20 protein-coding genes are annotated in these 24,727 nt (G+C 59.1%); 14 read left to right on the top strand and 6 right to left on the bottom strand.

The window, feature by feature from the left end; genetic code table 11:
• Window positions 1–12: 12 nt before the first annotated feature.
• Window positions 13–954 (bottom strand): ABC transporter substrate-binding protein, encoded by a 942-nt coding sequence (locus QRN60_RS00455; protein ID WP_129564660.1) that lies wholly within the window; start codon window positions 952–954, stop codon window positions 13–15.
• Between the two features lie 208 nt (window positions 955–1,162).
• Here QRN60_RS00455 and QRN60_RS00450 point away from each other — a divergent pair, with 208 nt between their 5' ends.
• Window positions 1,163–1,873 carry a YoaK family protein gene (locus QRN60_RS00450; RefSeq protein WP_129564661.1) on the top strand — a complete coding sequence of 237 codons (711 nt, stop codon included), beginning with the start codon at window positions 1,163–1,165 and terminating at the stop codon, window positions 1,871–1,873.
• A gap of 12 nt (window positions 1,874–1,885) precedes the next feature.
• Here the strand turns inward: QRN60_RS00450 and QRN60_RS00445 are convergent, their stop codons facing one another.
• On the bottom strand, window positions 1,886–2,404 hold the full coding sequence (locus QRN60_RS00445) for a hypothetical protein (protein ID WP_060722742.1): 519 nt from the start codon (window positions 2,402–2,404) through the stop codon (window positions 1,886–1,888).
• Between the two features lie 78 nt (window positions 2,405–2,482).
• On the opposite strand from QRN60_RS00445, the gene QRN60_RS00440 reads away from it, so the two are divergent.
• Window positions 2,483–3,121: a trimeric intracellular cation channel family protein gene (locus QRN60_RS00440; RefSeq protein WP_003507278.1), complete on the top strand. Its 639-nt coding sequence runs from the start codon at window positions 2,483–2,485 to the stop codon at window positions 3,119–3,121.
• A 76-nt stretch (window positions 3,122–3,197) separates the two neighbouring features.
• Here the strand turns inward: QRN60_RS00440 and irrA are convergent, their stop codons facing one another.
• The gene (gene irrA / locus QRN60_RS00435; RefSeq protein ID WP_003507276.1) at window positions 3,198–3,617 is read right to left on the bottom strand and encodes an iron response transcriptional regulator IrrA; all 420 of its coding nucleotides are present in this window, start codon (window positions 3,615–3,617) and stop codon (window positions 3,198–3,200) included.
• 316 nt (window positions 3,618–3,933) lie between these two features.
• Between irrA and fabA the strand changes: the two genes are divergently transcribed.
• From fabA to QRN60_RS00410, 5 genes are all read left to right on the top strand, one after another.
• Window positions 3,934–4,449: a 3-hydroxyacyl-[acyl-carrier-protein] dehydratase FabA gene (fabA, locus tag QRN60_RS00430; protein ID WP_003507274.1), complete on the top strand. Its 516-nt coding sequence runs from the start codon at window positions 3,934–3,936 to the stop codon at window positions 4,447–4,449.
• Between the two features lie 75 nt (window positions 4,450–4,524).
• Window positions 4,525–5,748, top strand: coding sequence for a beta-ketoacyl-ACP synthase I (fabB, locus tag QRN60_RS00425; protein ID WP_060722740.1), 1,224 nt, complete (start codon window positions 4,525–4,527; stop codon window positions 5,746–5,748).
• Window positions 5,749–5,754: 6 nt separating this feature from the next.
• Window positions 5,755–6,561, top strand: coding sequence for an enoyl-ACP reductase FabI (gene fabI / locus QRN60_RS00420; protein ID WP_020011230.1), 807 nt, complete (start codon window positions 5,755–5,757; stop codon window positions 6,559–6,561).
• Between the two features lie 188 nt (window positions 6,562–6,749).
• Window positions 6,750–7,346, top strand: a complete 597-nt coding sequence (locus QRN60_RS00415; protein ID WP_003507270.1) for a TadE/TadG family type IV pilus assembly protein — start codon at window positions 6,750–6,752, stop codon at window positions 7,344–7,346.
• Complete coding sequence (locus QRN60_RS00410) at window positions 7,343–7,936, top strand: TadE/TadG family type IV pilus assembly protein (protein ID WP_060727113.1); 594 nt, start codon at window positions 7,343–7,345, stop codon at window positions 7,934–7,936. The genes QRN60_RS00415 and QRN60_RS00410 overlap by 4 nt, the downstream gene beginning before the upstream one ends.
• Window positions 7,937–7,978: 42 nt before the next feature.
• Here the strand turns inward: QRN60_RS00410 and QRN60_RS00405 are convergent, their stop codons facing one another.
• From QRN60_RS00405 to QRN60_RS00395, 3 genes are all read right to left on the bottom strand, one after another.
• Window positions 7,979–9,745, bottom strand: a complete 1,767-nt coding sequence (locus QRN60_RS00405; protein WP_112277496.1) for a sulfite reductase subunit alpha — start codon at window positions 9,743–9,745, stop codon at window positions 7,979–7,981.
• Window positions 9,742–15,243, bottom strand: a complete 5,502-nt coding sequence (locus QRN60_RS00400; RefSeq protein ID WP_129565479.1) for a glutamate synthase-related protein — start codon at window positions 15,241–15,243, stop codon at window positions 9,742–9,744. The genes QRN60_RS00405 and QRN60_RS00400 overlap by 4 nt, the downstream gene beginning before the upstream one ends.
• Before the next feature lie 406 nt (window positions 15,244–15,649).
• Window positions 15,650–16,978, bottom strand: coding sequence for an MFS transporter (locus QRN60_RS00395; protein WP_003507259.1), 1,329 nt, complete (start codon window positions 16,976–16,978; stop codon window positions 15,650–15,652).
• Between the two features lie 249 nt (window positions 16,979–17,227).
• Here QRN60_RS00395 and cyoA point away from each other — a divergent pair, with 249 nt between their 5' ends.
• The 7 genes from cyoA (at window position 17,228) to QRN60_RS00360 (ending at window position 24,696) form a co-directional block, all read left to right on the top strand.
• Window positions 17,228–18,358, top strand: coding sequence for a ubiquinol oxidase subunit II (gene cyoA, locus QRN60_RS00390; RefSeq protein WP_060727116.1), 1,131 nt, complete (start codon window positions 17,228–17,230; stop codon window positions 18,356–18,358).
• A gap of 72 nt (window positions 18,359–18,430) precedes the next feature.
• Window positions 18,431–20,434, top strand: a complete 2,004-nt coding sequence (gene cyoB, locus QRN60_RS00385) for a cytochrome o ubiquinol oxidase subunit I (protein ID WP_060722734.1) — start codon at window positions 18,431–18,433, stop codon at window positions 20,432–20,434.
• 5 nt (window positions 20,435–20,439) lie between these two features.
• Window positions 20,440–21,063 (top strand): cytochrome o ubiquinol oxidase subunit III, encoded by a 624-nt coding sequence (gene cyoC / locus QRN60_RS00380; RefSeq protein WP_060727117.1) that lies wholly within the window; start codon window positions 20,440–20,442, stop codon window positions 21,061–21,063.
• Window positions 21,063–21,458: a cytochrome o ubiquinol oxidase subunit IV gene (gene cyoD, locus QRN60_RS00375; protein WP_003514416.1), complete on the top strand. Its 396-nt coding sequence runs from the start codon at window positions 21,063–21,065 to the stop codon at window positions 21,456–21,458. Before cyoC ends, cyoD begins: the two co-directional genes overlap by 1 nt.
• 168 nt (window positions 21,459–21,626) lie before the next feature.
• Window positions 21,627–22,388: an SURF1 family protein gene (locus QRN60_RS00370; RefSeq protein WP_165000552.1), complete on the top strand. Its 762-nt coding sequence runs from the start codon at window positions 21,627–21,629 to the stop codon at window positions 22,386–22,388.
• Between the two features lie 113 nt (window positions 22,389–22,501).
• Complete coding sequence (locus QRN60_RS00365; protein WP_099085759.1) at window positions 22,502–23,722, top strand: phosphopentomutase; 1,221 nt, start codon at window positions 22,502–22,504, stop codon at window positions 23,720–23,722.
• Window positions 23,719–24,696 carry an adenosine deaminase gene (locus tag QRN60_RS00360; RefSeq protein WP_060722730.1) on the top strand — a complete coding sequence of 326 codons (978 nt, stop codon included), beginning with the start codon at window positions 23,719–23,721 and terminating at the stop codon, window positions 24,694–24,696. Before QRN60_RS00365 ends, QRN60_RS00360 begins: the two co-directional genes overlap by 4 nt.
• Window positions 24,697–24,727: the final 31 nt, after the last annotated feature.

Below are 24,727 nucleotides of genomic sequence, written 5' to 3'. Positions count from 1 at the left end.
CGCCTTTTTCTGTCACTTGATGAAGGAGGTATCCGCGAGTGTCGAAAGATCGGGTTTCGACTTTATCACGCCGATTTCCAGCAGCAGATCGGCCGATTTTTCAGAGAAGGTCTTGAATTCACCCTCGAAAAACTTCTGGTTGGCGGCCTTGTTCTGCCATTCGAGGAACTTTGCCGAAGCGGCAAAAGCCTCGCCCGCCTGCTTCACATCCGCTCCCATCGTCTCATAGGACTTTTCGGGGTCGGACTTGATGAGGTCGAGAGCCTGGAAATAGCTGTCCGCCAGGGCTTTCGCCGCCTGCGGATTGGCCTTCAGGAAATCCGGCGTGCAGCCGAACGTATCCATGACGGCGGGGTAATCCAGCGTCGTCGCAAGGATTTTGCCCTTGTCGGGCGCGGCGCGCACTGTGGAGAGATAGGGCTCATAGGTCATGGCTGCATCGTTCTGACCGGCGACAAATGCCTGCGCGGCCGGTCCCGGCTCAAGGTTGACGACTTTAACGTCTTTGAGCGTCAGACCATTCTCCTTGAGAATCCAGGCAAGGAAGAAATAAGGGGACGTGCCCGGCGCAGACGCTGCAACCGTCTTGCCCTTGAGATCCGTGATCTTCGAGACATCGCTGCGCACCGCAATGCCATCGGCGCCGTGAGACTTGTCCATCTGGAAAATCTGCGTGGATTTCACACCATTGGCATTCCACGCGATCCATGTCTCCACCGTGGTGGCGGCACACTGGATATCACCAGAAGCAAGGGCCAGATGCCGGCTGGCCTGCGGTATCTTCTTGATATCGACCTTCAGGCCATTCTTTTCGAAAATGCCGGCCTGCTTGGCAAGCGTCAGCGGCGCAAAACCAGTCCAGCCGGACATGCCGATCGTTACCGACGTCTCGGCATAGGCTGAAGCGGATGAGACGAGCGCTGCAATGGTGGCGAGAACCCACGTTTTTCTCATGATCTGAACCCCTTTTGATTTATTTTTGTGCGATGTTGTTTTTCGCTTTATTTGAGGCATGGTAGGCAGGGATTTTATATTTGTCTAGACAAAATAGAAGCTTCCGAGCGCCTCCAGAACGATTGCAAACGCACCGCCCGGCATTCTAGACATAGGATAACACGGCCCTCTGCACGGGCATGCTGTTTTTCCATATCGAGCTCTTACCATGACCAGACAAAGACGTCGCAGTATCATCAGAGCAAGGCGGACCGGAACTGGAATTGCGCTGGTTGCCGCCATTTCCTTCATCGCCGGCATGACGGATGCCGTGGGCTTGCATATTTCAGGCGACTTCGTGTCCTTCATGACCGGCAACACCACGCGCGCCGCCGTTTCGGTGGAGGCCGGCCTCTATTCCCATGCCGCAAAACTGCTTTTCGCGATCATCGCCTTCGTGGCGGGCAATGCCGGCGGCATCGTGGTGGCGCATAAGTTCGACCGGCGCATCTTTGCCGTCCTGATGGCGGTGGGATCGCTGGTGATCATTGCCGCGCTGCTCGGCGACGAGGCCTCCGCTCTCGCGCAATTTTATTGCGTCGTTTTCGCCATGGGAATGGTCAACGCCGCCGTCGAACATATAGAGGGACTACCGATCGGGCTTACCTATGTGACAGGCGCTCTTTCCCGCTTCGGCCGCGGCATTGGCCGTTTTCTTCTGGGCGAACGGAGCCTAGACTGGGGCATTCAGATCGTGCCCTGGCTCGGGATGATCAGCGGCGCGATCTGCGGCGCCATTCTGGGCGCCACGCTGCAGTCCAATGCCCTGTGGGTGGTTGCGGCCACGGTTTTCGCCGTCGCCATCGCCACCTTCATCATTCCGCGCTCGCTTCGGCAGCGCTACAATCAAAGGGTCAAAATACGGCGGATTACGCCATGACAATCGTCGCCGTCACTTTCGCGAGATGGTGACGAATTTCGTGCCGCGCACCCGCACCGTCATCAGGCAGGGCTCCTTGTCGGTCCGCTCGCAATAACGCGGGTGCATCTTCAGCACGAAAACCATGTTGCCGAAACGCTTGATGAAATCATAACCGTAAATCCGGGCCGTCGCGATCATCAGATAACCGCCCTCTTTCACCTGGACGTAAAAATTATAGGGGCATCCCTCTTCGTCGCAGGCACGGCCTTTTTCGCCATCGCAATCGAGAACGCCATGATTGACGACGGCATCCATCAGCCCGTCATTGTTGATATCCAGCCGCGTGACGAAATCGTCGCCGAAGGCCGCCACCTTGCACTCGTTGCGGAAATGGTCCTTTTCATAAATCTCGGGGTCACTTACCAGCTGCTGCTGCGCCGAGAGTGTCACCGGAAACATCAAGAGAACCAGCGCCTGAAGAGCGGCAACGAGAGCGATTCGCACGGCATTTTCCTTTGCATCCGTTTCGGTTATGGATGTTGCGATCATCCGGGCGGCCAGCCTAGAGTTTAGTGCTTGCGCGACACTGACGTGTTCGCAGCCCGTGTTTCCGGGGGGAACCTTTTCATGACGCTTCTAGGTTTTCTCGATTATGCCGGGGTCGCCGTCTTTGCCGCAACCGGCGCGCTCGCCGCCTCGCGCAAGCAGCTCGACCTGATCGGCTTCCTGTTTTTCGCAGCCGCGACCGGCATTGGCGGCGGCACGGTGCGTGATCTCGTGCTGGGCAGGACGCCGGTGTTCTGGGTGATAAACCCCACCTATATTCTCGTCTGCGTCTCGGTCGCGGTGCTGCTGTTCTTCACCGCGCATCTCTTCGAATCCCGTTACCGGGTGCTGATCTGGCTCGATGCGCTCGGCCTTTCCGCCTATTGCGTCATGGGAGCAGCCAAGGGTCTTGCCGCCAGCGGTTCTGCAACAGTCGCCATCGTCACCGGCGTTTTGACGGCGACATTCGGTGGTGTACTGCGCGATATTCTCGCCGGGGAACCTTCCGTGCTCCTGCGGCCGGAAATCTATATCACCTGCGCGCTTTTGGGCTCCTCCACCTTCATTGTCGTCTATTTTTTCGGCGCGCCGCTTTATGCCGCATCAGCGGCGGGTTTCCTGACGGCATTTGGCATCCGGTCCGGCGCGCTGATCTTCGGCTGGACTTTCCCGCCCTACAAGGCCAAGCCAGGCAGGCGGCCAGAAGATGTCATGAAGTGACATATAAAAACGACCGATGAAAACAGAAATGGCGCCCATGGGCGCCATTTTCACATCCGTTATCGGACAAAGAGCTTCAGCCACGCTTGCGGCGAAGGCGGATGACCACGTCCACATGGGCGATTTCCATGCCTTCGGGCGCTTCCGGCAGATTGTCGATCTGGAGGTTATTGACGGGAATATCGAGAACCTCGTTCTCGCCCTCCACGAAGAAGTGGTGGTGATCCGAAACGTTGGTGTCGAAATAGGTGCGGGCGCCTTCCACAGCGAGAACGCGGATAAGACCGGCCTCGGTGAACTGGTGCAGCGTATTGTAGACCGTGGCGAGAGAAACGGGCACGCCGGCTGTGACCGCCTCGTCATGCAGTTCCTCGACCGTCAGGTGGCGATCGCCCTTTGCGAAGAGAAGATCGCCCAAAGCCACACGCTGTCGCGTGGGGCGCAGCCCCGAGCGCCGCAGCCTCGTTCCGATATCCAATGTGGCGTCAAATGCCATGCAATCCCATTCCGAGCACAGGAGTAAAACTCATCAATTGCATTAGCATATATCTTTTGCAGCGAGCGCTTTCAATAGTTTCAGCGCCGTCAGGCGCGGCAAATGGCGGCAAACCGGCCATTCTTGCAAATTTCCTCTGGTTCCAGCCGGATGGTTCCTGTATGCGGACGGCATATTGAGGTAATGACTTCTGCAAAGAAGGTTCGAAGACAAAGAATGACGCCCGAGCGGCCTCTGCCCTTGCAGCGCTTCATTTTGAACCTAACTTGCTCTAGTGAAGTCGATCAACACCAGTAACTGGGGAAGTGAAAGCGGTATGGCAACGAGGCAATCAAGTTACAATTATGAGGAGATCCTGTCCTGCGGTCGCGGCGAATTGTTCGGCCCGGGAAATGCACAGCTCCCATTGCCCCCCATGCTCATGGTCCATCGCATTACCGAAATTTCCGAAACCGGCGGCGCCTTCGACAAGGGTTTCATCCGTGCCGAATATGATGTCAGCCCCGACGACTGGTATTTCCCCTGCCACTTCCAGGGCAACCCGATCATGCCGGGGTGCCTCGGCCTTGACGGCATGTGGCAGCTGACGGGTTTCTTCCTTGGCTGGCTGGGCGAAGAAGGCCGCGGCATGGCGCTTTCCACCGGCGAAGTGAAATTCAAGGGCATGGTTCGCCCTCACACGAAGCTCCTTCAATATGGTATTGATTTCAAGCGCGTGATGCGCGGTCGTCTGGTGCTCGGCACCGCCGACGGCTGGCTGAAGGCGGACGGCGAAACCATTTATCAGGCGACGGACCTGCGCGTAGGCCTGTCGAAGGAAAAGGCTGCCTGAGGCAGACGGAATAGTCCTGACAAACGCCGGGCGGCTTCGGTCGTCCAGCCGAAATCTTAAGAAAAGGTCCCTTTCATGAGACGAGTTGTTGTCACCGGCCTCGGTATTGTTTCTTCCATCGGCGGTGATGCCGCTGAAGTCACCGCATCCCTGCGCAATGCCAAATCCGGCATTTCATTTTCGCCGGATTTTGCCGAACACGGTTTCAAATGCCAGGTCTGGGGCAAGCCCTCTCTCGACCCGACCGATCTGGTAGACCGCCGCGCCATGCGCTTCCTGTCGCAGGGCGGCGCGTGGAACCATGTGGCCATGAAGCAGGCGATCGCCGATTCCGGTCTCGAAGAGAGCGATATCAGCGGTAATGAGCGTACCGGCATCATCATGGGTTCGGGCGGTCCTTCCACCCGTACCATCGTCGAAGCCGCCGATATCACGCTGAAGAACAACAGCCCGAAGCGCATCGGCCCCTTCGCCGTGCCGAAGGCCATGTCCTCCACCGCTTCGGCCACGCTCGCCACCTGGTTCAAGATCCACGGCGTCAACTATTCCATCTCGTCGGCCTGCTCCACCTCGGCGCATTGTATCGGCAACGCGGCTGAAATGATCCAGTGGGGCAAACAGGACGTGATGTTCGCAGGCGGCCATGAGGATCTCGACTGGTCCATGTCCAACCTTTTCGACGCCATGGGTGCCATGTCGTCCAAATATAACGATACGCCGGACGTTGCCTCGCGCGCCTATGACGTCAATCGCGACGGTTTCGTGATTGCCGGCGGTGCTGGCGTGCTGGTTCTCGAAGAGCTGGAACATGCAAAGGCGCGCGGCGCCAAGATTTATGCCGAAATCGTCGGTTACGGCGCGACCTCCGACGGTTACGACATGGTGGCTCCCTCAGGCGAAGGCGCGATCCGCTGCATGCGGCAGGCGCTTTCCACCGTCAAGGGCGATATCGACTACATCAATACCCACGGCACCTCGACGCCGGTTGGCGACAGCAAGGAAATCGGCGCGATCCGGGAAGTCTTCGGCGACAGGATCCCGCATATCCAGTCGACCAAGTCGCTCACCGGCCATTCGCTGGGTGCCGCCGGCGTTCAGGAATCGATCTACGGCCTGTTGATGATGCAGGAACGCTTCATCGGCGAAAGCGCGCATATTTCCGAGCTCGATCCGGAATTTGCAGGCGTCCCGATCGTTCGCAGCCGCATCGACAACGCCAAGATCGACACCATCCTTTCCAATTCCTTCGGCTTCGGCGGCACCAACGCCACGCTCGTCTTCCAGCGTCATAACGGATAATTGCCAATGAACGGCATCATGCAGGGTAAACGCGGCCTCATCATGGGCGTCGCAAACAATCACTCGATCGCCTGGGGTATCTCCAAGGCGCTTGCGGCGCAGGGCGCGGAACTCGCCTTCACCTATCAGGGCGAAGCACTCGGCAAGCGTGTGAAACCGCTCGCCTCCGAACTCGGATCCGATTTCATCGTACCATGCGATGTCGAGGATATCGCCTCGGTCGACGCCCTGTTTGCAACGATCCGCGAAAAATGGGGCTCGCTGGATTTTATCGTCCACGCTATCGGCTTTTCCGACAAGAATGAGCTGAAGGGTCTCTACGCGGATACGACGCGGGAGAACTTCAGCCGCACCATGGTCATTTCCTGTTTCTCCTTCACGGAAATCGCCAAGCGCGCCGCCGAACTGATGACGAACGGCGGCTCCATGCTGACGCTGACCTATAATGGTTCACAGCGCGTCATTCCGAACTACAATGTCATGGGCGTCGCCAAGGCGGCTCTTGAGGCATCGGTTCGTTATCTCGCCGCCGACTACGGCCCACGCGATATCCGCGTCAACGCCATCTCGGCCGGTCCGGTCCGCACGCTGGCGGGCGCCGGCATCTCGGATGCGCGGGCGATCTACGCATGGAACCAGAAAAACGCGCCGCTTCGGCGGACGGCGGATATCGATGATATCGGCGGATCGGCACTTTACCTGCTGTCCAGTCTCTCGCGTGGTGTTACCGGCGAGTGCCACTATGTGGACTGCGGTTATAACATCACCTCCACGCCGACGCTGGAGGTTCTCTCCAGAGCGGATGCGGAATAATCGCCCGTTTTCAATTTCGACAAAAGCCCGGCCATGTGCCGGGCTTTTATATTGCGGGTCGTATCAATTTCGGAATTCACTAAAGTATAATTCATTGGAGTAACTGAATTTAAACATCGGGTGGTTATGGTCCGCAACAAATTCAACGGTTGCGCTTGCCGCATATTCTTAGAGATAGACACCACCTCATGCGACTGGCCAGACTGAAGCCATTGCTGGAAAAATTCGGAGTCTCACGCGACGGGACCGCAGCCATCGAATTTGCGATCCTCGCCATTCCCTATTTCCTTGTTGTTTTTGCGATCATCGAAACCTTCATCGCCATGATGGCAGAACAGGTGGTCGTCAATGCCACTGAAAACATGGCCCGGCGTCTGAGGACCGGGCAGATAAGCAGTTCGATTTCGAAAGAGGATTTTCGCAAGAGTTTCTGTAATGAAGTTTCAGTGATGATTACCTGCTCGGCGGATGAGATCAAAAAGGAACAGAAACTCTATATCGATCTTCGCTCCTTCACCGCCTTCAAGGATATTCCGACCAAGATACCGCTCAAAGCCTTTGGCGAATATTACGATCTTGATACGGCCCAATTCGGCTTCAAGCCGGGTGGACCGGAAACCATCAACATGTTGCGCGTCTATTATCGCTGGCGTGTGATCGCCGATATCATCCGGCCGTATCTGACCAAGATCCGACCGGCCGACGGGTCGATGCCCTCGCATTTCCTCATTGTCGCGACCGGTGCTTTCATGAACGAGAAATACATCACAAGCGGGGGCTCATGATGGCAGGGATGGTGTCCGTCGCGACGAAGTGCAAACGACGCCTGATGGCGCTCGCCTCAAGCTTTGCAAAAGACAAGCGCGGCGTGGGCGCGGTGGAGTTTGCGATCCTCTTCCCTATATTGCTCGCGCTTTATGTGACCTCTTTCGAGTTGACGATCGGCTATAATACCTACAAACGCGCAAGCAGTGCCGCCGCCACTATCAACGACCTGATATCGAAGACGGGTTCCGTCGACAAAACCTATCTTGCGGGCATGCAAGATGTCGCATCCGCCGTCTTTGCGCCCTACAGCACAAAGGGTCTGCAACTGAAGATCAGCGGCATCAAGATCGACGCGCAGAAGCAGGCCAAAATTGTCTGGTCCTGGAATGAGAAAAACCAGAGACCCTACGCGGTAGGATCAGCGGTCGCGGTTCCGACACGGCTGCTCGCGGAAAACAGCTTCCTCATCCATGTCGAGCTTTCCATCCCGCATGAATTGCTGATGTTCATGACAGATATTTCCTCATCCGGGGTAAAGTCGATCACCATCGGCCGTGATTATTTTTTCAAGCAGCGCGATACAGAGACCGCCTGCACCAATTGCTGACGCAGTTGGGCGCAGACGGTAATCTTTCATCCAGGGAAATCTCTAGTAGACATCGCGCAGATAGCGTTTTTCGCGCTTCAGCCGGTTCACATAATCGCTTGCCGCTTCGGCAGAAATGCCGGCCTCATCGCTGACGATACTATGCAGGGCATCATCGACATCTTTCGCCATCCGGGTCGCATCACCGCAGACGTAGAAATAACCGCCCTCTTCAAGCCATTGATAGAGCGCCTTGCCGTTCTGCCGCATACGTGTCTGGACATAGATCTTCTCCACCTGATCCCGTGAAAAGGCCAGGTCGAGACGGGTCAGCACGCCGTCGCGGCTCATGTCGGCAAGTTCGTTTTCATAGATGAAGTCCGACTGCCGGTGCTGATCACCGAAAAACAGCCAGTTCTTGCCCTTGGCGCCGCGCGCCTGTCGTTCCTGCAGAAATGCCCGGAAGGGCGCGATGCCCGTGCCCGGTCCCACCATGATAACAGGCGCATCATTGTCCTGCGGCACACGGAATGACTTGTTCGGCGAGACGAAAATTCTGGCATTCCGCCCAGCCTCCACCCGGTCGGCGAGATAGGTGGAGCACACGCCGCCACGCTCACGGCCCTCGGCGCGATAACGAACGCTGGCAATCGTCAGATGCACGCTGTTTTTCGCAACCAGAGGGCTGGAGGAGATGGAATAGGCCCGGTGCTGCAGCGGCTTCAGCAATGTCACGAATTCAGCGACATCAAATAGCGGCTTTCCGCCGAGATTGATGAGGTCGAGAATATCCTTGCCCCAGAGAAAGGCGGCCATCTGCTCCCTGTCTCCGTTTGCGATGATGTGGCTGAGTTCCTCATGCCCCGCACGCTTGCCGATTTCGGCGACGAGTTCGCGCGAGGGAGTCGATATCTCGAACATGTTGAGAAGCGCATCACCAACGGGCCGGTCCAGCCCGCTGATTTGGCTGTCCGCGGCCGCTCCGAAGTGTTCCAGCAGCGCGCCCGCCAGTCTCGGATCGTTCAGGGGCACGACGCCAAGAGCATCACCCGCCTCATAGTCGAGCCCGCTTTCGCCGAGACCGAATTCGTAGTGACGAATCTCCTTGGACGATCCGGGACCGGACAGGCGGCGATTGACGCTCACCTCAGCCGAATAGGGATTCTTGCGGTTCCAGCCCTGCTTTGTCGGCACAGTAGGTTCGGCGACATCGGGCATGACAGCTGCCGCATTGCCGCCGTCGACAGCAAGCGCAAGCGGCAGGGTCTCGCCGATCCATGCGGCGGCCGCATCCTCGAAGTCGATATCGCAGTCGATACGCGTCTTCATCCGCTTGCCGCCAAGTTGCTCGAACCGCGTATCGATGAGCTTGCCCGCCTGGCAGAAGCCATCATAACCGGTATCGCCAAGCGCAAGGACGGCGAAATTCATCTCGTCCAGACGCGGGGCGGTATCCGCGGCAAGCGCTTCCCAGAAAAGCTGGGCATTGTCAGGCATTTCACCTTCGCCGTAAGTCGAGGTGACGACGATGACCCGCTTCATGGCACCGAGACCGTCCATCGAGACATCATCCAGCGCAGCCACCACCGGCCGCATGCCCTGCGCACGCGCTGCGGCGGCGATATCCATCGCCAGCGCCTCGGCATTGCCGGTCTGGGTGCCGAAGAGAATATTCAGCAGGCTGGCCGCCGCCTTTGGGGCGGCGGCGGCAACAGAAGTCTCCATACCTATGGCGGCGCGGGAATGGAGCCCGGCCAGAAAACCGGAAAGCCATGCGCGCTGATCACCATTGAAGGGCGCGTCTTCGGGAATATAAGGTATCTTCATCATGCTGCCCTGTGGCTGGATGCGGTGGCGAGATCTGGAATGGCACGCACCGCGAAAAGCTCCTCGAAGCCCGGCAGACGGCCGATCCTCTCGATGTTTTTCCGGTTCTGCTGAATGATCCAGCCATAGGTGCCGGGGCTGTCCACCGACCAGATGTTGCGGCGCGCCAGCGCCTGCTTGTAGTCGTCGAGACGCTTGGCGGCGATCATCACCGCAAGCTGTTCATCGCTATGATCGGAGAGCGCCTCGCGGGCGTATTTCAGCAAACGCTGCATCAATGCGTAGTCTTCCGTGAGGATGAGATTGCGTACGGCTTTTTCGATTGCGGGATCGGAAGGGCCCGCCGCCATCGGCAGCCGCTGCAGGGCGATTGCCTGCGCCATGCTCAACACCGTGTAGTTGTTGAGAAGCGCATACATGTCCTCCGTGTCCGTCTCGCCATAACCCGGTACGGTTCCGTTCAAAACGGCCTTACGGTCGCGGTAAGCGAGCTTGAACTTCCGCACCTGATGGGCGGCAAGCGCAGATGCCAGTTCCTCCAGCAGCTCCTTGCGGGGCTTCGCCTTCAGAATTTCATCGCTGTCCTGATAAAGCAGCAGGGCGCGCGGCATGCCATAGACGAAATTGTGCTGTTCGCTCTCCCAGTTTTCCAGAAGCCATGCGGCCTTGGCCGAGCCGGTCTCCGCGACATGCCAGGTCAAAAGCTGGTGGACGGCCTGATTGTGGATCGCGGCCTGTTCGTCCTCACCGGTGATCGAACCGAGCAGGATGGAATCGTGGCTGACCTTCTTCGGCAGATCGCCATAGGGATCATACTGATAGACGAAACCGCCGCTCATGCCGTTGCCGAAACCCTTGCCGAAACTGCCAAGGTTGAGAACGGCACCGTTGGTCATGTATTCGCAGGCGAAATCGCCCACGCCTTCGACCACGGCGGTCGCGCCGGAGTTACGCACCGCGAAACGGTCGCCCGCCTGACCCTCGACGAAAGTGCGGCCGCCAGTGGCGCCGAACAGCGCGAAATTGCCGACCAGCACATTGCCGCCAGCCTCTTGCGAACCGCCGCCCGGAGAGCGTACGACGATGGTGCCCCCGCAGGCGCTTTTGCCAACGCCGTCATTGCAGGTGCCGGTATGGACCATGACCATGCCGTCATTGCAGAAAGCGCCGAAGGACTGCCCGGCCGACCCTGAAGTATCGATGCGCACCGACCCAGCCTCGAGGAACCGGCGGCCACGGCTGTCCTGCTTCACTGCCGGCAGCGCATCCGCCTCTTCGTCGGAAAGCTCGTGGTTCAGCATGCGCTCGATATCGACGGCGAGCTGGCCGCCGACGCTCTTGTTGCAATTGTTGAGGAAACGATTGCCGCCAAGCTCGATGTTTTCCCGTCTGCTGTCGATCAGTGCCGAGCGGACGAGTTCGATGAAGGCATCGTCCAGCGCGAAGTCCTTTTCCATATAGACGGGGTTGTCGATCTTCACTTCCTCGACCACGGCAAGCATCGCCCGGAGGTCAAGCTGGCCGACGCTGGCCGAATGATCGAGAAGGTGAAGAAGATCGGAACGGCCCCGTGCTTCGCGCAGCGAGCGCAGCCCGAGTGCGGCCAGGATCTCGCGGGTCTCATGGGCGATGTTCATGAGATATTGCGCCAGCGCGCGCGGATCACCGTTGAAAGCTTCCTGATTGGTAGTGAGACCCGCTGGGCACTTGATGTTGCAGTTCTTCGCCATCACGCATTTCAGCATCATCAGCGCCGTGGTGCCGAACTCGAAACTGTCACCGCCGAGAAGTGCTGATTTCACCACGTCGCTCGCCGTCTGGTGCGCGCCGGAGCAACGCAGCAGCACCTTGGCGCGCAGGCCGGTGGCGCAAAGCGCCTGATGCACCTCGGCAATGCCGATTTCCGCCGCACGGCCGGTATATTTGAGGCTGGTCACGGCGGCTGCACCCGTGCCGCCGGTATTGCCGGCAACGTTAATGACATCCGCCCCAGCCTTGGCGACGCCGACCGCGATCGTGCCGATACCTTCCGACGAGACGAGCTTGACGATGACGCGCACACGCGCCGCCTTGGCGTCATGGATGAGCTGGGCCAGATCCTCGATCGAATAAGTGTCGTGATGCGGTGGCGGCGAGACAAGCTCGACGCCCGGCGTGCCGCCGCGCGCGGCGGCAATTTCGACCGTCACCTTGGGAGACGGTAATTGCCCGCCCTCGCCCGGCTTTGCACCCTGGCCGATCTTGATCTCGATTTCCTCCAGCATCGGATCGGCAAGATAACCGGCCCAGACGCCGAAACGGCCGGAGGCGAACTGCTTGATGCGGGAGGCGCGGATGGTGCCGTAACGGGAAATATGCTCGCCGCCCTCACCCGAATTGGACATGCCGCCGACCATATTGGTGCCATGCGCCACCGCCTCATGGGCAGCCGCGACCAGCGCGCCATGGCTCATGGCGCCCGATGCTAGGGTCTTGGTGATCTCGCTGGCCTTCTGCACGGCATCAAGCGGAATGCCTGCCGGCGCGGTACGGATGAGAGACAGGTAGGTGAATGCCTCGCCCTTTGCCTGAACCAGCAGCGCGCCGCCTTCCAGCCAATGGCCGGGGATATCCGTTCCGAAGCGGTCGAGCAATGACTGGCCGAGTGCGGCAAGCCGGGCAAGTTCATGACCCTGCGGGCCGGTCAATTGTAGCCGGAACGCACCGTCTCCCGCGCTCTCGCAAAGCAATCCGCGCACCATGAAGCTGTTATTGCCATGCCGGGAAAAGCGACCCATTTCCCGGCGGAACTCTTCTGCCGAACCGGCGAATGTCACATCGGCCGGCAACTCCAGAACATCGCGTAGGGCGGCAGGACGGCGCGACCTTTCTTCCGCCATCATGCGGGCGAAGGCGCGATAGCCGGGCGTTACCTCGAAGGCGTCGATCGCCTCCGGGGTCAGCCGGTCAAAGCTGTTGTGATAATAGGCCGCATCGTTGAGACCGAAGGCATCCTCCAGCCGGTTGAGCGGCAGGAGGCGTAGCGCCTCTTCATTATCGGTTCCCTTGTCGAAACCGATCTTTTCCTCCGTCATGTCCACGAAGCCGCGCACGGCCGTCGTGCCATAGGAATGGCCGGCCCCTTCGGCGCGCTCCTTGAAAAGACCGAGCAGGGGAATGTCATTTTCACCCTTCACGGACAGCGCCTTCCGGTGCCAGTCAGCCACCGCCTGCGCAATGACGGCGAAATTGACGCCGCCGACCGGCGTCTTCACATTCGGGAAATAACGCTTCAGCACCACGTCGTCGGTATCGAGGAAGTTCGGCTCGAAGAACTCGCCGCCAATATAGCTTTCCGCCGTACACAGCCCGACCTTGCCCATGGTCTTCATCAGCGACTTTTCGGCCGCCTTGGCGAAGCGCTTGAAGGCCTTGTCGGCATCAGCACCGAATTTCTCCTCGGCGCGGAATTGCACGCCGAGCGGATAGACGGCCGAAGCGCCGAAGCCGAGGCTCGCCGCAATGTGATGCGAAGAGGAAAACTGCCCGCTTTCAACGATCAGCGAAACGCGCAGCCGCAGGCCTTCCTCGATCAGCCGCTGATTGATGGCGGAGACGACCATGATCATCGGCAAAGCCGCACGGCCTGCCGAGACATGCCGGTCGGTGATGATGGCAACGCCGCCTTCCTCAGCCGCAAAAGCCACAACCTCACCGCAGAGGCCGTCGATTGCCTGCCGCAGGGCCGTTTCATTGGCGTGCGCAACGTCGAAGACCGGCGAATAGAGCATTTCGAAACGGCGAACGGGCGTCTCCGGCTGCTCGCGAATGCGCAGCATGTCGAGGTGGGTCAGGATCGGCGAGCGCACGACGATCTGGCGGGCCTTCTTTGCACCGCTGTTCGGCTTTGCGCCGAGAGCCACGCGCAGCGTCATGCCATCGGCCTCACGAATGCTGTCGAGCGGCGGGTTGGTGACCTGCGCGAAGCGCTGCGAGAAATACTTGGCAACCCCGCCTTCCTGATCGGAAAGCGCGTTGATGGCGTTGCCGTAACCCATGGCCGAAATTTTTTCCGCGCCGGAGGCTAACATCGGGTCCATCAGGAACTTGAAGCTTTCCTGATTGTGCGAATAGGCGACGTAACGCTGGTGGCGTTCCAGATCGCCATTGTAACGAAGCGGCGAGCCCTGCTTTTCCGCCGGCACTTCCGGTAAGTCATCAAGCATTACCCGGGATTCGGACAGCAGCGACGGATAGTCCCTCCGCGCTGCCAGAAGCTCCAGCGCCTCGACGGTGGAAAAGGCGCGACGTTCGGCGTGGTCGTAATAGAGCATGCCACCCGCCTCGATGCGGCCGCGGCGGATGACGCTTTCTGCCGGAAAGGCGATCTGCCCCGCCTCCGACATGACGCAGAGATAATCCTCCGTCTCGACGGTGCGCAGCGGGCGCAGGCCGAGACGATCGAGACGGGCACCGATGATGGTGCCATCGCCGAAGATCAGCGCGGCCGGACCGTCATTCTTCTCCTCATAGAGCGAGAAATATTCCAGCATCGCTTTGACGCCCGGCGACAGGGTATCATCGTTTTCCCATGCCGGCGGCATCATCGAGACCACGGCGGTGACGAGGTCGAGACCATCCTCCATCACCCGCGCCTGCAAGGTCTGGTCCAGCCGGCAGCTGTCCGACTGGCCCTTGGGCCTGACGATGCTGGCATTCTTCGCCAGCGCCACGGCCGCTTCCGACAACCGGTTCTTCTTGTCGGTGTTGAGCTCACCATTATGCGCCATCAGGCGGAAAGGCTGCGCCATGGAGGGGTGTGGATCGGTATTGGTTGAAAACCGCGTGTGGAAATACATCGTATGCACTTCATGGCGCGGATCGGTGAGGTCGCAGAAATAGGGCATGACCTCGTGCGAGTTCAGACGCCCTTTGAGCACCTGCGTCCGCGCACTGAGCGATAGCGGATAAAAACCGGTGAGTTCCGGCACCGTATAGGCAAGCGCTTCAATGGCAAGCAGCGCCTTGTGGATGCGCCAGTCGAATTCGACGAGAGTTGCGCATTCCACTGGAGCCGAAAAAACCCATTGCCGGATCGGCAACTGGTAAGGGATGGCAGCCGGGCGGATGGCCGCGTCATTCACCGGCACGTCGCGGACGATGAGGATCGAAAACCCCTGCTGCTGCAGCGCGCTGCCGATAATGCCAACCGCCTGTTCATGGAAAGCTGGGTTCTGCGGCAGGAAAAAATTGCCGACGCCAAACCGGCCGGCCTGCAAGGTATCGTTGCCCGTCAGCTTCTGGAAAAAGGAGAGCGAGATGTCGAGCGACACGCCGGCACCGTCACCGACACCTTCCGCCGACATGCCGCCGCGATGCGGCACAGCACAGAGCGCCTCGTGGCCGCGCTTCAATACATCATGTGTCTGCGCGCCATCCTTGCGGGTGATGAAACCGACGCCACAGCTGCTTTTTTCAAAAGCGGCATCGTAAAGGCCGAATTTTTGCTCCGTCACACTCAAGGCACTCTCCTCTCGTTGCGCATTTCGCGCGGCATCACCCTCTTTTCCCGAAATTCGGCGCGGCAACCGGCACTCTGCGGGCGGAGCCGCAGGCGACCTGGCTGCTCCTCTTCTTCTGCTTATCGGCGTTTAATGGCGCGAACGGTCGTTTTGCGGCCGGCAAACGGCGTGGCGGCGATGGCCGCTTTCTCGCAAATAATGATCGTCATCGTTCGCATCGCGTTCCCTGATGGCCGGCTTTCCGGCGGTGAGATACACTGAATTACGTCAGTAGTACTTACATAATATTTCATGATCGACCGAGTCAAGATTAAAATCGGCCTTGCGCAATAAAAAAACAAAAACGCCGCGAAATCCGACAGGATTCCGCGGGTCGATGGCTGCAGGAATTTTTAAATTGCCGAGATCACTCAGACGGCATGTCCAGCGTACGGCTGAACCAGAGGGCAATCAGGGTACAAAGAGCGCCCGACATCAGATAGATGCCAACCGCGAAAAGGCCGAATTTGGACGAAAATCCGAGTGCGACCAGCGGTGCGAAACCGGCCCCGATCAGCCAGGAAATATCCGAGGTGAGCGATGCGCCGGTATAACGGTATTCCCGACTGAAGCGGGAGGCGAGTGCGCCGCCCGCCTGACCGAAGGACAGGCCAAGCAGCGAGAAGCCGATCAGCACGAACAGATAGCGACCGATATCGCCCGAACTCAGGAGAACGGGGGCCACGAGGCTGAAGAGGCCGATCAGCACCGCCGCGACAGCCAGAAGCTTCCGCCGGCCGATCCTGTCGGCCAGTATGCCTGAAACCACGATCATGCCGCCAGCGATGATGGCGCTGACGAATTGCACGAACAGGAAGTCCGAGACACGCTGGCTGGTGTTGAGCGAAACCCAGCTCAGCGGAAAGACCGTGACGAGATGGAAGAGCGCAAAGCTCGCCAGCGGCACGAAGGCACCGGTGGCGACCACCGGAAACTGCGAACGCAGCATCTTGAACATCGGGCGTGGTTCCAGCTCATGCTGCTCCAGCATGGCCTGGAATTCCGGCGTCACGATCATGCGAAGACGGGCAAACAGTGCGAGAACATTGAGCGCCAGCGCCACGAAGAAGGGGAAACGCCAGCCCCAGGCAAGGAATTCCGCATTGGAAAGCTGCGTGACGAAGACGATGAAGAAGGCGCTGGCGAGGCCAAAGCCCATGGCCGCACCGATCTGCGGCATCATGGCGTACCAGCCGCGCTGCTTCGGCGGCGCATTCATGGCGAGCAGCGAGACTAGACCGTCCCAAGCGCCGCCAAGGCCAAGACCCTGGCCGATGCGGAATACCGCCAGAAGACAGGGGGCAAGCACGCCTGCTTCCGCATAGGACGGAAGAAAGCTGATCGCCATGGTGGAACCACAGAGCGTGAAGAGGGCGGCCATCAGCTTCACGGCGCGGCCGAATTTTCGGTCGATCTGGAGGAAGATCAGCGAGCCGATCGGCCTTGCGATAAAGGCCAATGAGAAAACCGCAAAGGAATAAAGCGTGGCCGTCAGCGGATCGACGAAAGAAAAGAAGACATGCGGGAAAACGAGCGCGGAGGCGATGGCATAGATGAAAAAGTCGAAAAATTCCGTCATTCTCGCGAGAATGACTGCAATCGTGATGCGATCCGGATCGACCTTGACGGGCCCGGCCCCATGTCCGTTCGCTTCCGGCGCCTGCCCAAAGGATGGAGCAGCATTCGTATAACTCATAATATCCCTCCTGCGTCATGGACGAACCATTTCCTGTAACGCCCCGGCTCCTCTTCCGTTGCGTTACGATGCGACGGATTGTCACACGCACCCTACGTAACGTCAATTGAAGTTTGGCAATAAAGGGTTGCCCAGTCGGTCGACCATGCGATAATGCACGCGCTCCGTCTTCAAACGCAGCTCTGCCCGAGACATGGTGCATCGCGAAGGTTTCGCTGCACCGCGACAATATACCTCATTTGAAAAATGATGTTCGGCAATTATTCGCGGCATAATCCAAACTGTACGAGTTCAAAGAACGTGCGCACGATCAAAAAAATCCTATCCGCCCTTCTGGCAATCCCGGCTCTGCTGCTGCTCAGCGGCTGTAACCTCGTGGTGATGAACCCTTCGGGCGACGTCGCCATCCAGCAGCGCGACCTTATCATCACGTCCACGGTTCTGATGCTGCTCATCATCGTCCCGGTCATTGCCCTGACACTGTTCTTCGCATGGAAGTATCGCGAATCGGGGAAAGCCGAGGATTATGATCCCGAGTGGCACCACTCCACTCGCCTTGAAATGGTTATCTGGTCGGCTCCGGTCGCCATCATCCTGATGCTCGGCACCGTGACCTGGATTTCCACCCACCGTCTCGACCCCTATCGCCCGCTGGAGCGTATCGATGAGAACCGCCAGGTGACCGCCGAGACCAAGCCAATCACGGTCGAAGTGGTGGCCATGGACTGGAAGTGGCTGTTCTTCTATCCCGAACTCGGCATTGGCAGCGTCAATGAATTCGCCGCTCCGGTTGATGTTCCGATCAATTTCAAGATCACCGGCACGACCGCGATGAACTCCTTCTTCGTTCCAGCGCTTGCGGGCCAGATCTATGCCATGGGCGGCATGCAGACCAAGCTGCACGCGGTCATCAACAAGGAAGGCGTCTATGACGGCTTCTCGGCCAACTTCTCCGGCCCGGGCTTCTCCCACATGCGATTCAAGTTCCATGGTCTGAGCCAGCAGGGCTTCGACCAGTGGGTTGCCAGGGCGAAGGAAGGCGGCAAGGGCTTTGGCCGGCAGGAATATCTGGAATTCGCCAAGCCTTCCGAGCGTGAGCCGGTGCAATATTTCGCTTCGGTCGATCCGGAGCTCTACAGCGCCATTCTCAACCGCTGCGTTGAGCCAAACAAGCTCTGCATGCGCGACATGATGCATATCGACGCCAATGGCGGCGGCGGCAAGGAAGGCATCGACATCGCCAAGGCGCTGAACTCCGTCGTCTGCACACCGCTTGCGCCTTACGGCGTCGCCAGCGGCCCCCAATCCACTCCGGCTGCGATCGAAGGTCAGACTTTCGAGCCTGCGGCGCTGCCGGAAAAGAAACAAGTCGCTGGCTGACGATACGTCCCGGCATTCTGCGGCGCGGCCTGTCCGCGCCGAATTTACGTTTTCGAATCGCAAGAGGCTAAAATGATCGTCAATTCCGATCAAACGTCGTTCCTGTTCGGGAAGCTGACATGGGAGTCCATCCCGCTTCACGAGCCCATTCTTGTCGCGACCTTCGCGGCCGTGGCTCTGGGCGGCATCGCCGTCGTCGGCGCCCTTACCTATTTCCGCCTGTGGGGCTATCTCTGGAACGAATGGTTCACGAGCATCGATCACAAGAAGATCGGTATCATGTACATCATTCTGGCGCTGGTCATGCTGTTGCGCGGTTTCGCCGACGCGATCATGATGCGCGTTCAGCAGGCGATCGCGTCGGGCGGATCGGAAGGTTACCTTCCGCCGCACCATTACGACCAGATTTTCACGGCCCATGGCGTCATCATGATCTTCTTCATGGCCATGCCGATGATCACGGGTCTCATGAACTTCGTCGTGCCGCTGCAGATCGGCGCCCGCGACGTTTCGTTCCCCTTCCTCAACAATTTCTCCTTCTGGATGACCACGGCCGGCGCGGTCATCACCATGATCTCGTTGTTCATCGGTGAATATGCGCAGACCGGCTGGCTCGCCTATCCGCCGCTTTCCGGTATCGACGGCAGTCCGGGTGTGGGTGTGGACTATTACATCTGGGGTCTGCAGATCGCCGGTGTGGGAACGACGCTATCGGGCATCAACCTGATCGTGACGATCATCAAGATGCGCGCCCCTGGCATGACCATGATGCGCCTGCCGATCTTCGTCTGGACGTCTCTGTGTTCGAACATCCTGATCGTGGCTTCGTTCCCGATCCTGACCGGCACGCTCGCCCTTCTGACCCTTGACCGTTACGTTGGCACCAATTTCTTCACCAACGATCTCGGCGGCAATCCGATGATGTATGTTAACCTCATCTGGATCTGGGGCCATCCCGAAGTTTACATCCTGGTGCTGCCGGCTTTCGGCGTCTTCTCGGAAATCGTTTCGACCTTCTCCAACAAGCGTCTCTTTGGTTATGCCTCGATGGTTTACGCCACGGGCGTCATCACCATCCTCGCTTATATCGTGTGGCTGCACCACTTCTTCACCATGGGTTCCGGCGCAAGCGTCAACGCTTTCTTCGGCATCACCACGATGATCATCTCGATCCCGACGGGTGCGAAGATCTTCAACTGGCTCTTCACCATGTATAAGGGCCGCATCAAGTTCGATGTTCCGATGCTGTGGACGATCGGCTTCATGATCACCTTCGTCATCGGCGGCATGACCGGCGTTCTTCTCGCCGTTCCGCCTGCGGACTTCGTGCTCCACAACTCGCTGTTCCTCATCGCCCACTTCCACAACACCATCATCGGTGGCGTGGTGTTCGGTGTGCTTGCGGGCATCGTCTACTGGTTCCCGAAGGCCTTCGGTTATCGGCTCGATCCGTTCTGGGGCAAGCTGTCCTTCTGGTTCTGGTTCATCGGCTTCTATTTCGCCTTCATGCCGCTCTATATTCTCGGCCTGATGGGCATTACCCGCCGTATCAGCCAGTTCGAGGATAATTCCCTGCAGATCTGGTTCCTCATCGCCGCCTTCGGCGCCTTCCTGATCGCGCTCGGCATCGCCTCCTTCGTCATCCAGCTCATCGTCAGCTTCCTCAATCGCGAAAAGCTGCGCGACGTGACCGGCGACCCCTACAACGGCCGTACGCTGGAATGGTCGACCTCGTCGCCGCCGCCGGCCTACAACTTCGCCTTCACGCCGGTTGTGCATGACGTCGACGCCTGGGCGGACATGAAGAAGCGCGGTTACAACCGTCCCAAGGAAGGCTTCATCCCGATCCATATGCCGAAGAACACCGGCGCAGGCATTATTATCAGCGCCATCAGCGTGGTTCTCGGCTTTGCGTTGGTGTGGCACATCTGGTGGCTTGCGGCTCTGTCCATGCTCGCCATCATCGCGGTCTCCATCGCCCATACCTTCAACTACAATCGCGATTACTACATTCCTGCCTCCGACGTTTCGACGGTCGAGGCGGAACGTACGAAGCTGCTTGCTGAACAGGCGTAACGAATATGGCTCATACACCTGCACAAAGCGTCGACGGCGCTGAACCGGTCTTCTACCTGAAGGAAGACCACCACCCGGAGAACGGCACCTCGCTGGGCTTCTGGCTCTATCTGATGAGCGACTGCCTCATCTTCGCAACGCTGTTTGCCACCTATGCCGTTGTCGGCCGCAACTATGCGGCCGGTCCTTCGGGCGCCGACCTTTTCGATCTGAAGCTGGTGGCGATCAATACCGGCTTCCTGCTTTTCTCCTCCATCACCTATGGCTTCGCCATGCTGGAAATGGAAAAGCAGAAGGTGAAGGCCACGCTGGTCTGGCTCGGCGTCACCGGTCTCTTCGGCCTCGCCTTCCTTGCCGTGGAACTCTACGAATTCCACCACCTGATCGCGGAAGGCGCCGGCCCGCAGCGCTCGGCGTTCCTGTCAGCCTTCTTCGCGCTGGTCGGTACGCACGGACTGCACGTCACCTTCGGCATCATCTGGCTCGTCACGTTGATGGTTCAGGTTACCAAGCATGGCCTGATCGCGGCAAACAAACGCCGCCTGATGTGCCTGTCGATGTTCTGGCACTTCCTTGACGTCATCTGGATCGGCGTCTTCTCCTTCGTTTATCTCATGGGAGTTCTTTGATGAGTTCCGAAGCACACGCACACCACGACGCGCATGGCGACGACCATCATCACCATGATGGCGCCAGCCACGGCACGTTCAAAAGCTATATGATCGGCTTCGTCCTGTCGGTCATCCTCACGGCGATCCCGTTCTGGCTGGTCATGGGCGACGTTCTTGAAAACAAGACGCTGCTGGTCATCGCGATCATGGGTCTCGGCGTCATCCAGATCTTCGTGCATATGATCTACTTCCTGCACATGGACACCAAGTCCGAAGGCGGCTGGACCTTCATGGCGCTGATCTTCACCGTCGTGGTGCTGCTGATCACGCTCTCCGGCTCGCTCTGGGTCATGTACAACATGAACAAGAACATGATGCCGCTGCACATCGAGGATGTGAAGAACCTGCCCTGAGCAGCAGATATCAGCGGCCTGCCGGTTTTCCGGCGGGCCGCGTTCCGCGCCAACACATAACCCCATGAATCCCGGTGCGATTTATGGGGTTATTTGCTGGAGGAAGCCCCCGGTGGACGCCAAAGCAGATGGCCTTTCCCGCCAGCCGCGCTTCGCAAGGACCGTGACATGAGTGACACCACACCCCACAACCGGCGTATCCGCCCCGCCGCGATCATCGTTCTGTTTCTGACCGTTGTCCTGACGGGTCTGCTGCTGGTGCTCGGCACATGGCAGATCAAACGCCTTTCCTGGAAGCTCGATCTTATCGAGCGCGTCGAAGCCCGCGCCGATGCCGACCCCGTCGATGCCCCTGCCGCCGGCGAATGGCCAGCACTCAACGACCCCGCGGGATACGAATATCGCCGTGTGAAACTGTCCGGCACCTTCCTCAATGACAGGGAGGTTCAGGTCTATACGGTCACAGACCTCGGTCCCGGCTATTGGGTGATGACGCCGCTCAAGCGCGACGATGGCTCCAGCATCATCGTCAATCGAGGCTTCGTGCCGTCCGACAGGCGTGACCCGTCCTCCCGCCGGGAAGGCGAACCAGCCGGCAACGTCGAGATCACCGGGCTGATGCGCGCGCCCGAAACCGGCGGGCTTTTCCTGCGCACCAACAATCCGGCAAATGGCCGCTGGTATTCCCGCAATATTCCTCAGATCTCGCAGGCATCCGGCCTTTCCGATGTCGCGCCGTTCTATGTCGACGCCGACGCAACACCCAATCCGGACGGCCTGCCGGTCGGCGGCAAGACCATGCTCACCTTCCCCAACAACCACCTCTCCTATGCCGTTACGTGGTATATTCTGGCGGCCATGGTGGTGGCCGCGGGCTGGTATGTCCTGCGCAATCTCAACGCTCCCAAACCGAAACGGGGCGAGGATTGAACGGCCGGTTTTACCGGATGGTTCATAAAAGCACTTCCTTCTTCACGTTTTGCTGATCTATAACGACAGTTCGGCCTGACATTGCCCGTCGGCGCATTTTGTTTCGGTGAGTTATGGCAAGAGCATTTCTTCTCGTTCTGGATTCCTTCGGTGTCGGCGGTGCACCCGATGCGGAACACTATGGCGATCTTGGCGCGAACACGCTTGGCCATATCGCGGAATTCTGTGCCGCAGGCGCTGCCGACAAAGCCGGGCTTCGCTCCGGTCCGCTGAAACTGCCGAACATGTGTTCGCTCGGCCTGCTGGAGATCGCGAAACAGGCAAGCGGCGACATTCCCGCGGGCATGGAACCGCCTGAGCGTATTTTCGGTCTTCACGGTTCCGCCAGTGAAATCTCCAAAGGCAAGGATACGCCTTCCGGCCATTGGGAGATCGCCGGCACGCCGGTAACGTTCGATTGGGGATATTTCCCGACGGAGGGCGACGCCTTTTCTCCCGATCTGGTGGAGGCCATTTGCGGGCAAGCCGATATTCCCGGCATTCTCGGCAATTGTCATGCTTCCGGCACAGAGATCATCGCGAAGCTCGGCGAGGAGCATATCAGGAGCGGCAAGCCGATCTGCTACACCTCTTCCGATTCCGTATTCCAGATAGCCGCGCATGAAACACATTTCGGGTTGCAGCGGCTCATCGCGCTCTGCGAGACGGTGCGCAAGCTGCTAGATCCGCTGAATATCGGCCGCGTCATCGCCCGCCCCTTCATCGGCGAAACGGTCGCAACCTTCGAACGCACCGGCAACCGCCGCGATTTTTCCGTTCTGCCACCGGAACCGACCCTGCTCGACAGGCTTGTGGAGGCCGGCCGCAAGGTGCACGCGATCGGCAAGATCGGCGATATCTATGCCCATCAGGGTATCTCGCGCGTCATCAAGGCAAATGGCAACAGCGCCCTGATGGACGCAACGTTGCAGGCCATCGACGAAGCTGAAAACGGCGATCTCGTCTTCACCAATTTCGTCGATTTCGACATGCTTTACGGCCATCGTCGCGACGTTGCAGGTTATGCGGCGGCGCTTGAGGCCTTCGATGCGCGCATCCCCGAAATCCATCGCAAGATGGCGCCTGGCGATATCGCCCTTCTCACCGCTGATCACGGCTGCGACCCCACATGGCGGGGCACCGACCATACGCGGGAAAGGGTGCCGATCATGGCATTCGGACCGGGTATCCGTTCCCGTGATGTCGGCATCCGTTCAAGCTACGCCGATATCGGCGAAAGCATCGCCCACCATCTTGGCATCGAGGCCGGTTCACACGGCAGGAGCTTCATTTGACATCCCATTTGCTGAAAGCGGAAATCCACTGCCATCTTGAAGGGGCGGCATCGCCCGCGCTTGTCGCACGACAGGCGGAGAAATACGGCATAGACACCAGCGGCTTTTTGCGCGATGGCCAATATGTCTGGTCGGATTTCGCCGAATTTATCCAGTGCTACGATGCGGTGGCGCAGGTGTTCAAGACGGACGAAGACTACGCGGTTCTGACGGAAACCTATCTGACTGAACTTGCCGAGGCCAACACGATCTATAGTGAACTGATCGTCTCGCCCGACCATGGTGACCGCATCGGGCTCGGTGCAGACGCCTATCTCGCCGGCATTGCCGAGGGCATCAGGATCGCCAAAGAAAAGACCGGCATCGAGACCCGCATCATCGTCACCGGCGAGCGCCACTTCGGTCCTGAACGGGTGATCGCAGCGGCGGAATATGCAGCACGCGCCCGGCATCCACTGGTGACCGGCTTCAACATGGCGGGCGAGGAGCGCATGGGTCGGGTCGCCGATTATGCGCGCGCCTTCGATATCGCCCGCGATGCGGGTCTCGGGCTGACCATTCACGCGGGCGAGGTTTGCGGCCCTGAAAGCGTTGCCGATGCGCTCGATCTCGTCAAACCAGCCCGCATCGGCCATGGCGTGCGCGCCATCGAAGATGCCGGCCTCATCGCCCGGCTGGTCGAGACGGGAACGGTTCTGGAGGTCTGCCCCGGATCGAACATCGCACTCGACGTTTATCCCGATTTCGGCAGCCATCCACTCAAGGCGTTGCACGACGCGGGGGTGCGCGTCTGCATCAGTTCCGACGATCCGCCATTTTTCTTCACCTCGCTTGCACGGGAATACGCGCTGGCCGCGGACGAGTTCGGTTTCAGCGATGCCGAGATCAACCGCATGACCCGAACCGCGCTGGAATGCGCCTTCGTGGACGAGGAAACGCGCAACCAGCTGCTCGCAAAACTCGATTTTGCGTGACGCTGCGGTTCGCGGGGTAAAACCGCGAAGA

Source organism: Agrobacterium sp. CFBP2214, from assembly GCF_030209895.1.
In the GTDB taxonomy this organism is placed as follows: Bacteria; Pseudomonadota; Alphaproteobacteria; order Rhizobiales; family Rhizobiaceae; genus Agrobacterium; species Agrobacterium radiobacter.
This window is presented reverse-complemented; position numbering and strand designations above follow the sequence as displayed.

Bases quoted from the DNA above. Each gene is read 5' to 3' on its own strand.
- QRN60_RS00455 (WP_129564660.1), bottom strand. From the start codon at position 954: ATGAGAAAAACGTGGGTTCTCGCCACCATTGCAGCGCTCGTCTCATCC.
- QRN60_RS00450 (WP_129564661.1), top strand. From the start codon at position 1,163: ATGACCAGACAAAGACGTCGCAGTATCATCAGAGCAAGGCGGACCGGA.
- QRN60_RS00445 (WP_060722742.1), bottom strand. From the start codon at position 2,404: ATGATCGCAACATCCATAACCGAAACGGATGCAAAGGAAAATGCCGTG.
- QRN60_RS00440 (WP_003507278.1), top strand. From the start codon at position 2,483: ATGACGCTTCTAGGTTTTCTCGATTATGCCGGGGTCGCCGTCTTTGCC.
- irrA (WP_003507276.1), bottom strand. From the start codon at position 3,617: ATGGCATTTGACGCCACATTGGATATCGGAACGAGGCTGCGGCGCTCG.
- fabA (WP_003507274.1), top strand. From the start codon at position 3,934: ATGGCAACGAGGCAATCAAGTTACAATTATGAGGAGATCCTGTCCTGC.
- fabB (WP_060722740.1), top strand. From the start codon at position 4,525: ATGAGACGAGTTGTTGTCACCGGCCTCGGTATTGTTTCTTCCATCGGC.
- fabI (WP_020011230.1), top strand. From the start codon at position 5,755: ATGAACGGCATCATGCAGGGTAAACGCGGCCTCATCATGGGCGTCGCA.
- QRN60_RS00415 (WP_003507270.1), top strand. From the start codon at position 6,750: ATGCGACTGGCCAGACTGAAGCCATTGCTGGAAAAATTCGGAGTCTCA.
- QRN60_RS00410 (WP_060727113.1), top strand. From the start codon at position 7,343: ATGATGGCAGGGATGGTGTCCGTCGCGACGAAGTGCAAACGACGCCTG.
- QRN60_RS00405 (WP_112277496.1), bottom strand. From the start codon at position 9,745: ATGATGAAGATACCTTATATTCCCGAAGACGCGCCCTTCAATGGTGAT.
- QRN60_RS00395 (WP_003507259.1), bottom strand. From the start codon at position 16,978: ATGAGTTATACGAATGCTGCTCCATCCTTTGGGCAGGCGCCGGAAGCG.
- cyoA (WP_060727116.1), top strand. From the start codon at position 17,228: ATGTTCGGCAATTATTCGCGGCATAATCCAAACTGTACGAGTTCAAAG.
- cyoB (WP_060722734.1), top strand. From the start codon at position 18,431: ATGATCGTCAATTCCGATCAAACGTCGTTCCTGTTCGGGAAGCTGACA.
- cyoC (WP_060727117.1), top strand. From the start codon at position 20,440: ATGGCTCATACACCTGCACAAAGCGTCGACGGCGCTGAACCGGTCTTC.
- cyoD (WP_003514416.1), top strand. From the start codon at position 21,063: ATGAGTTCCGAAGCACACGCACACCACGACGCGCATGGCGACGACCAT.
- QRN60_RS00370 (WP_165000552.1), top strand. From the start codon at position 21,627: ATGAGTGACACCACACCCCACAACCGGCGTATCCGCCCCGCCGCGATC.
- QRN60_RS00365 (WP_099085759.1), top strand. From the start codon at position 22,502: ATGGCAAGAGCATTTCTTCTCGTTCTGGATTCCTTCGGTGTCGGCGGT.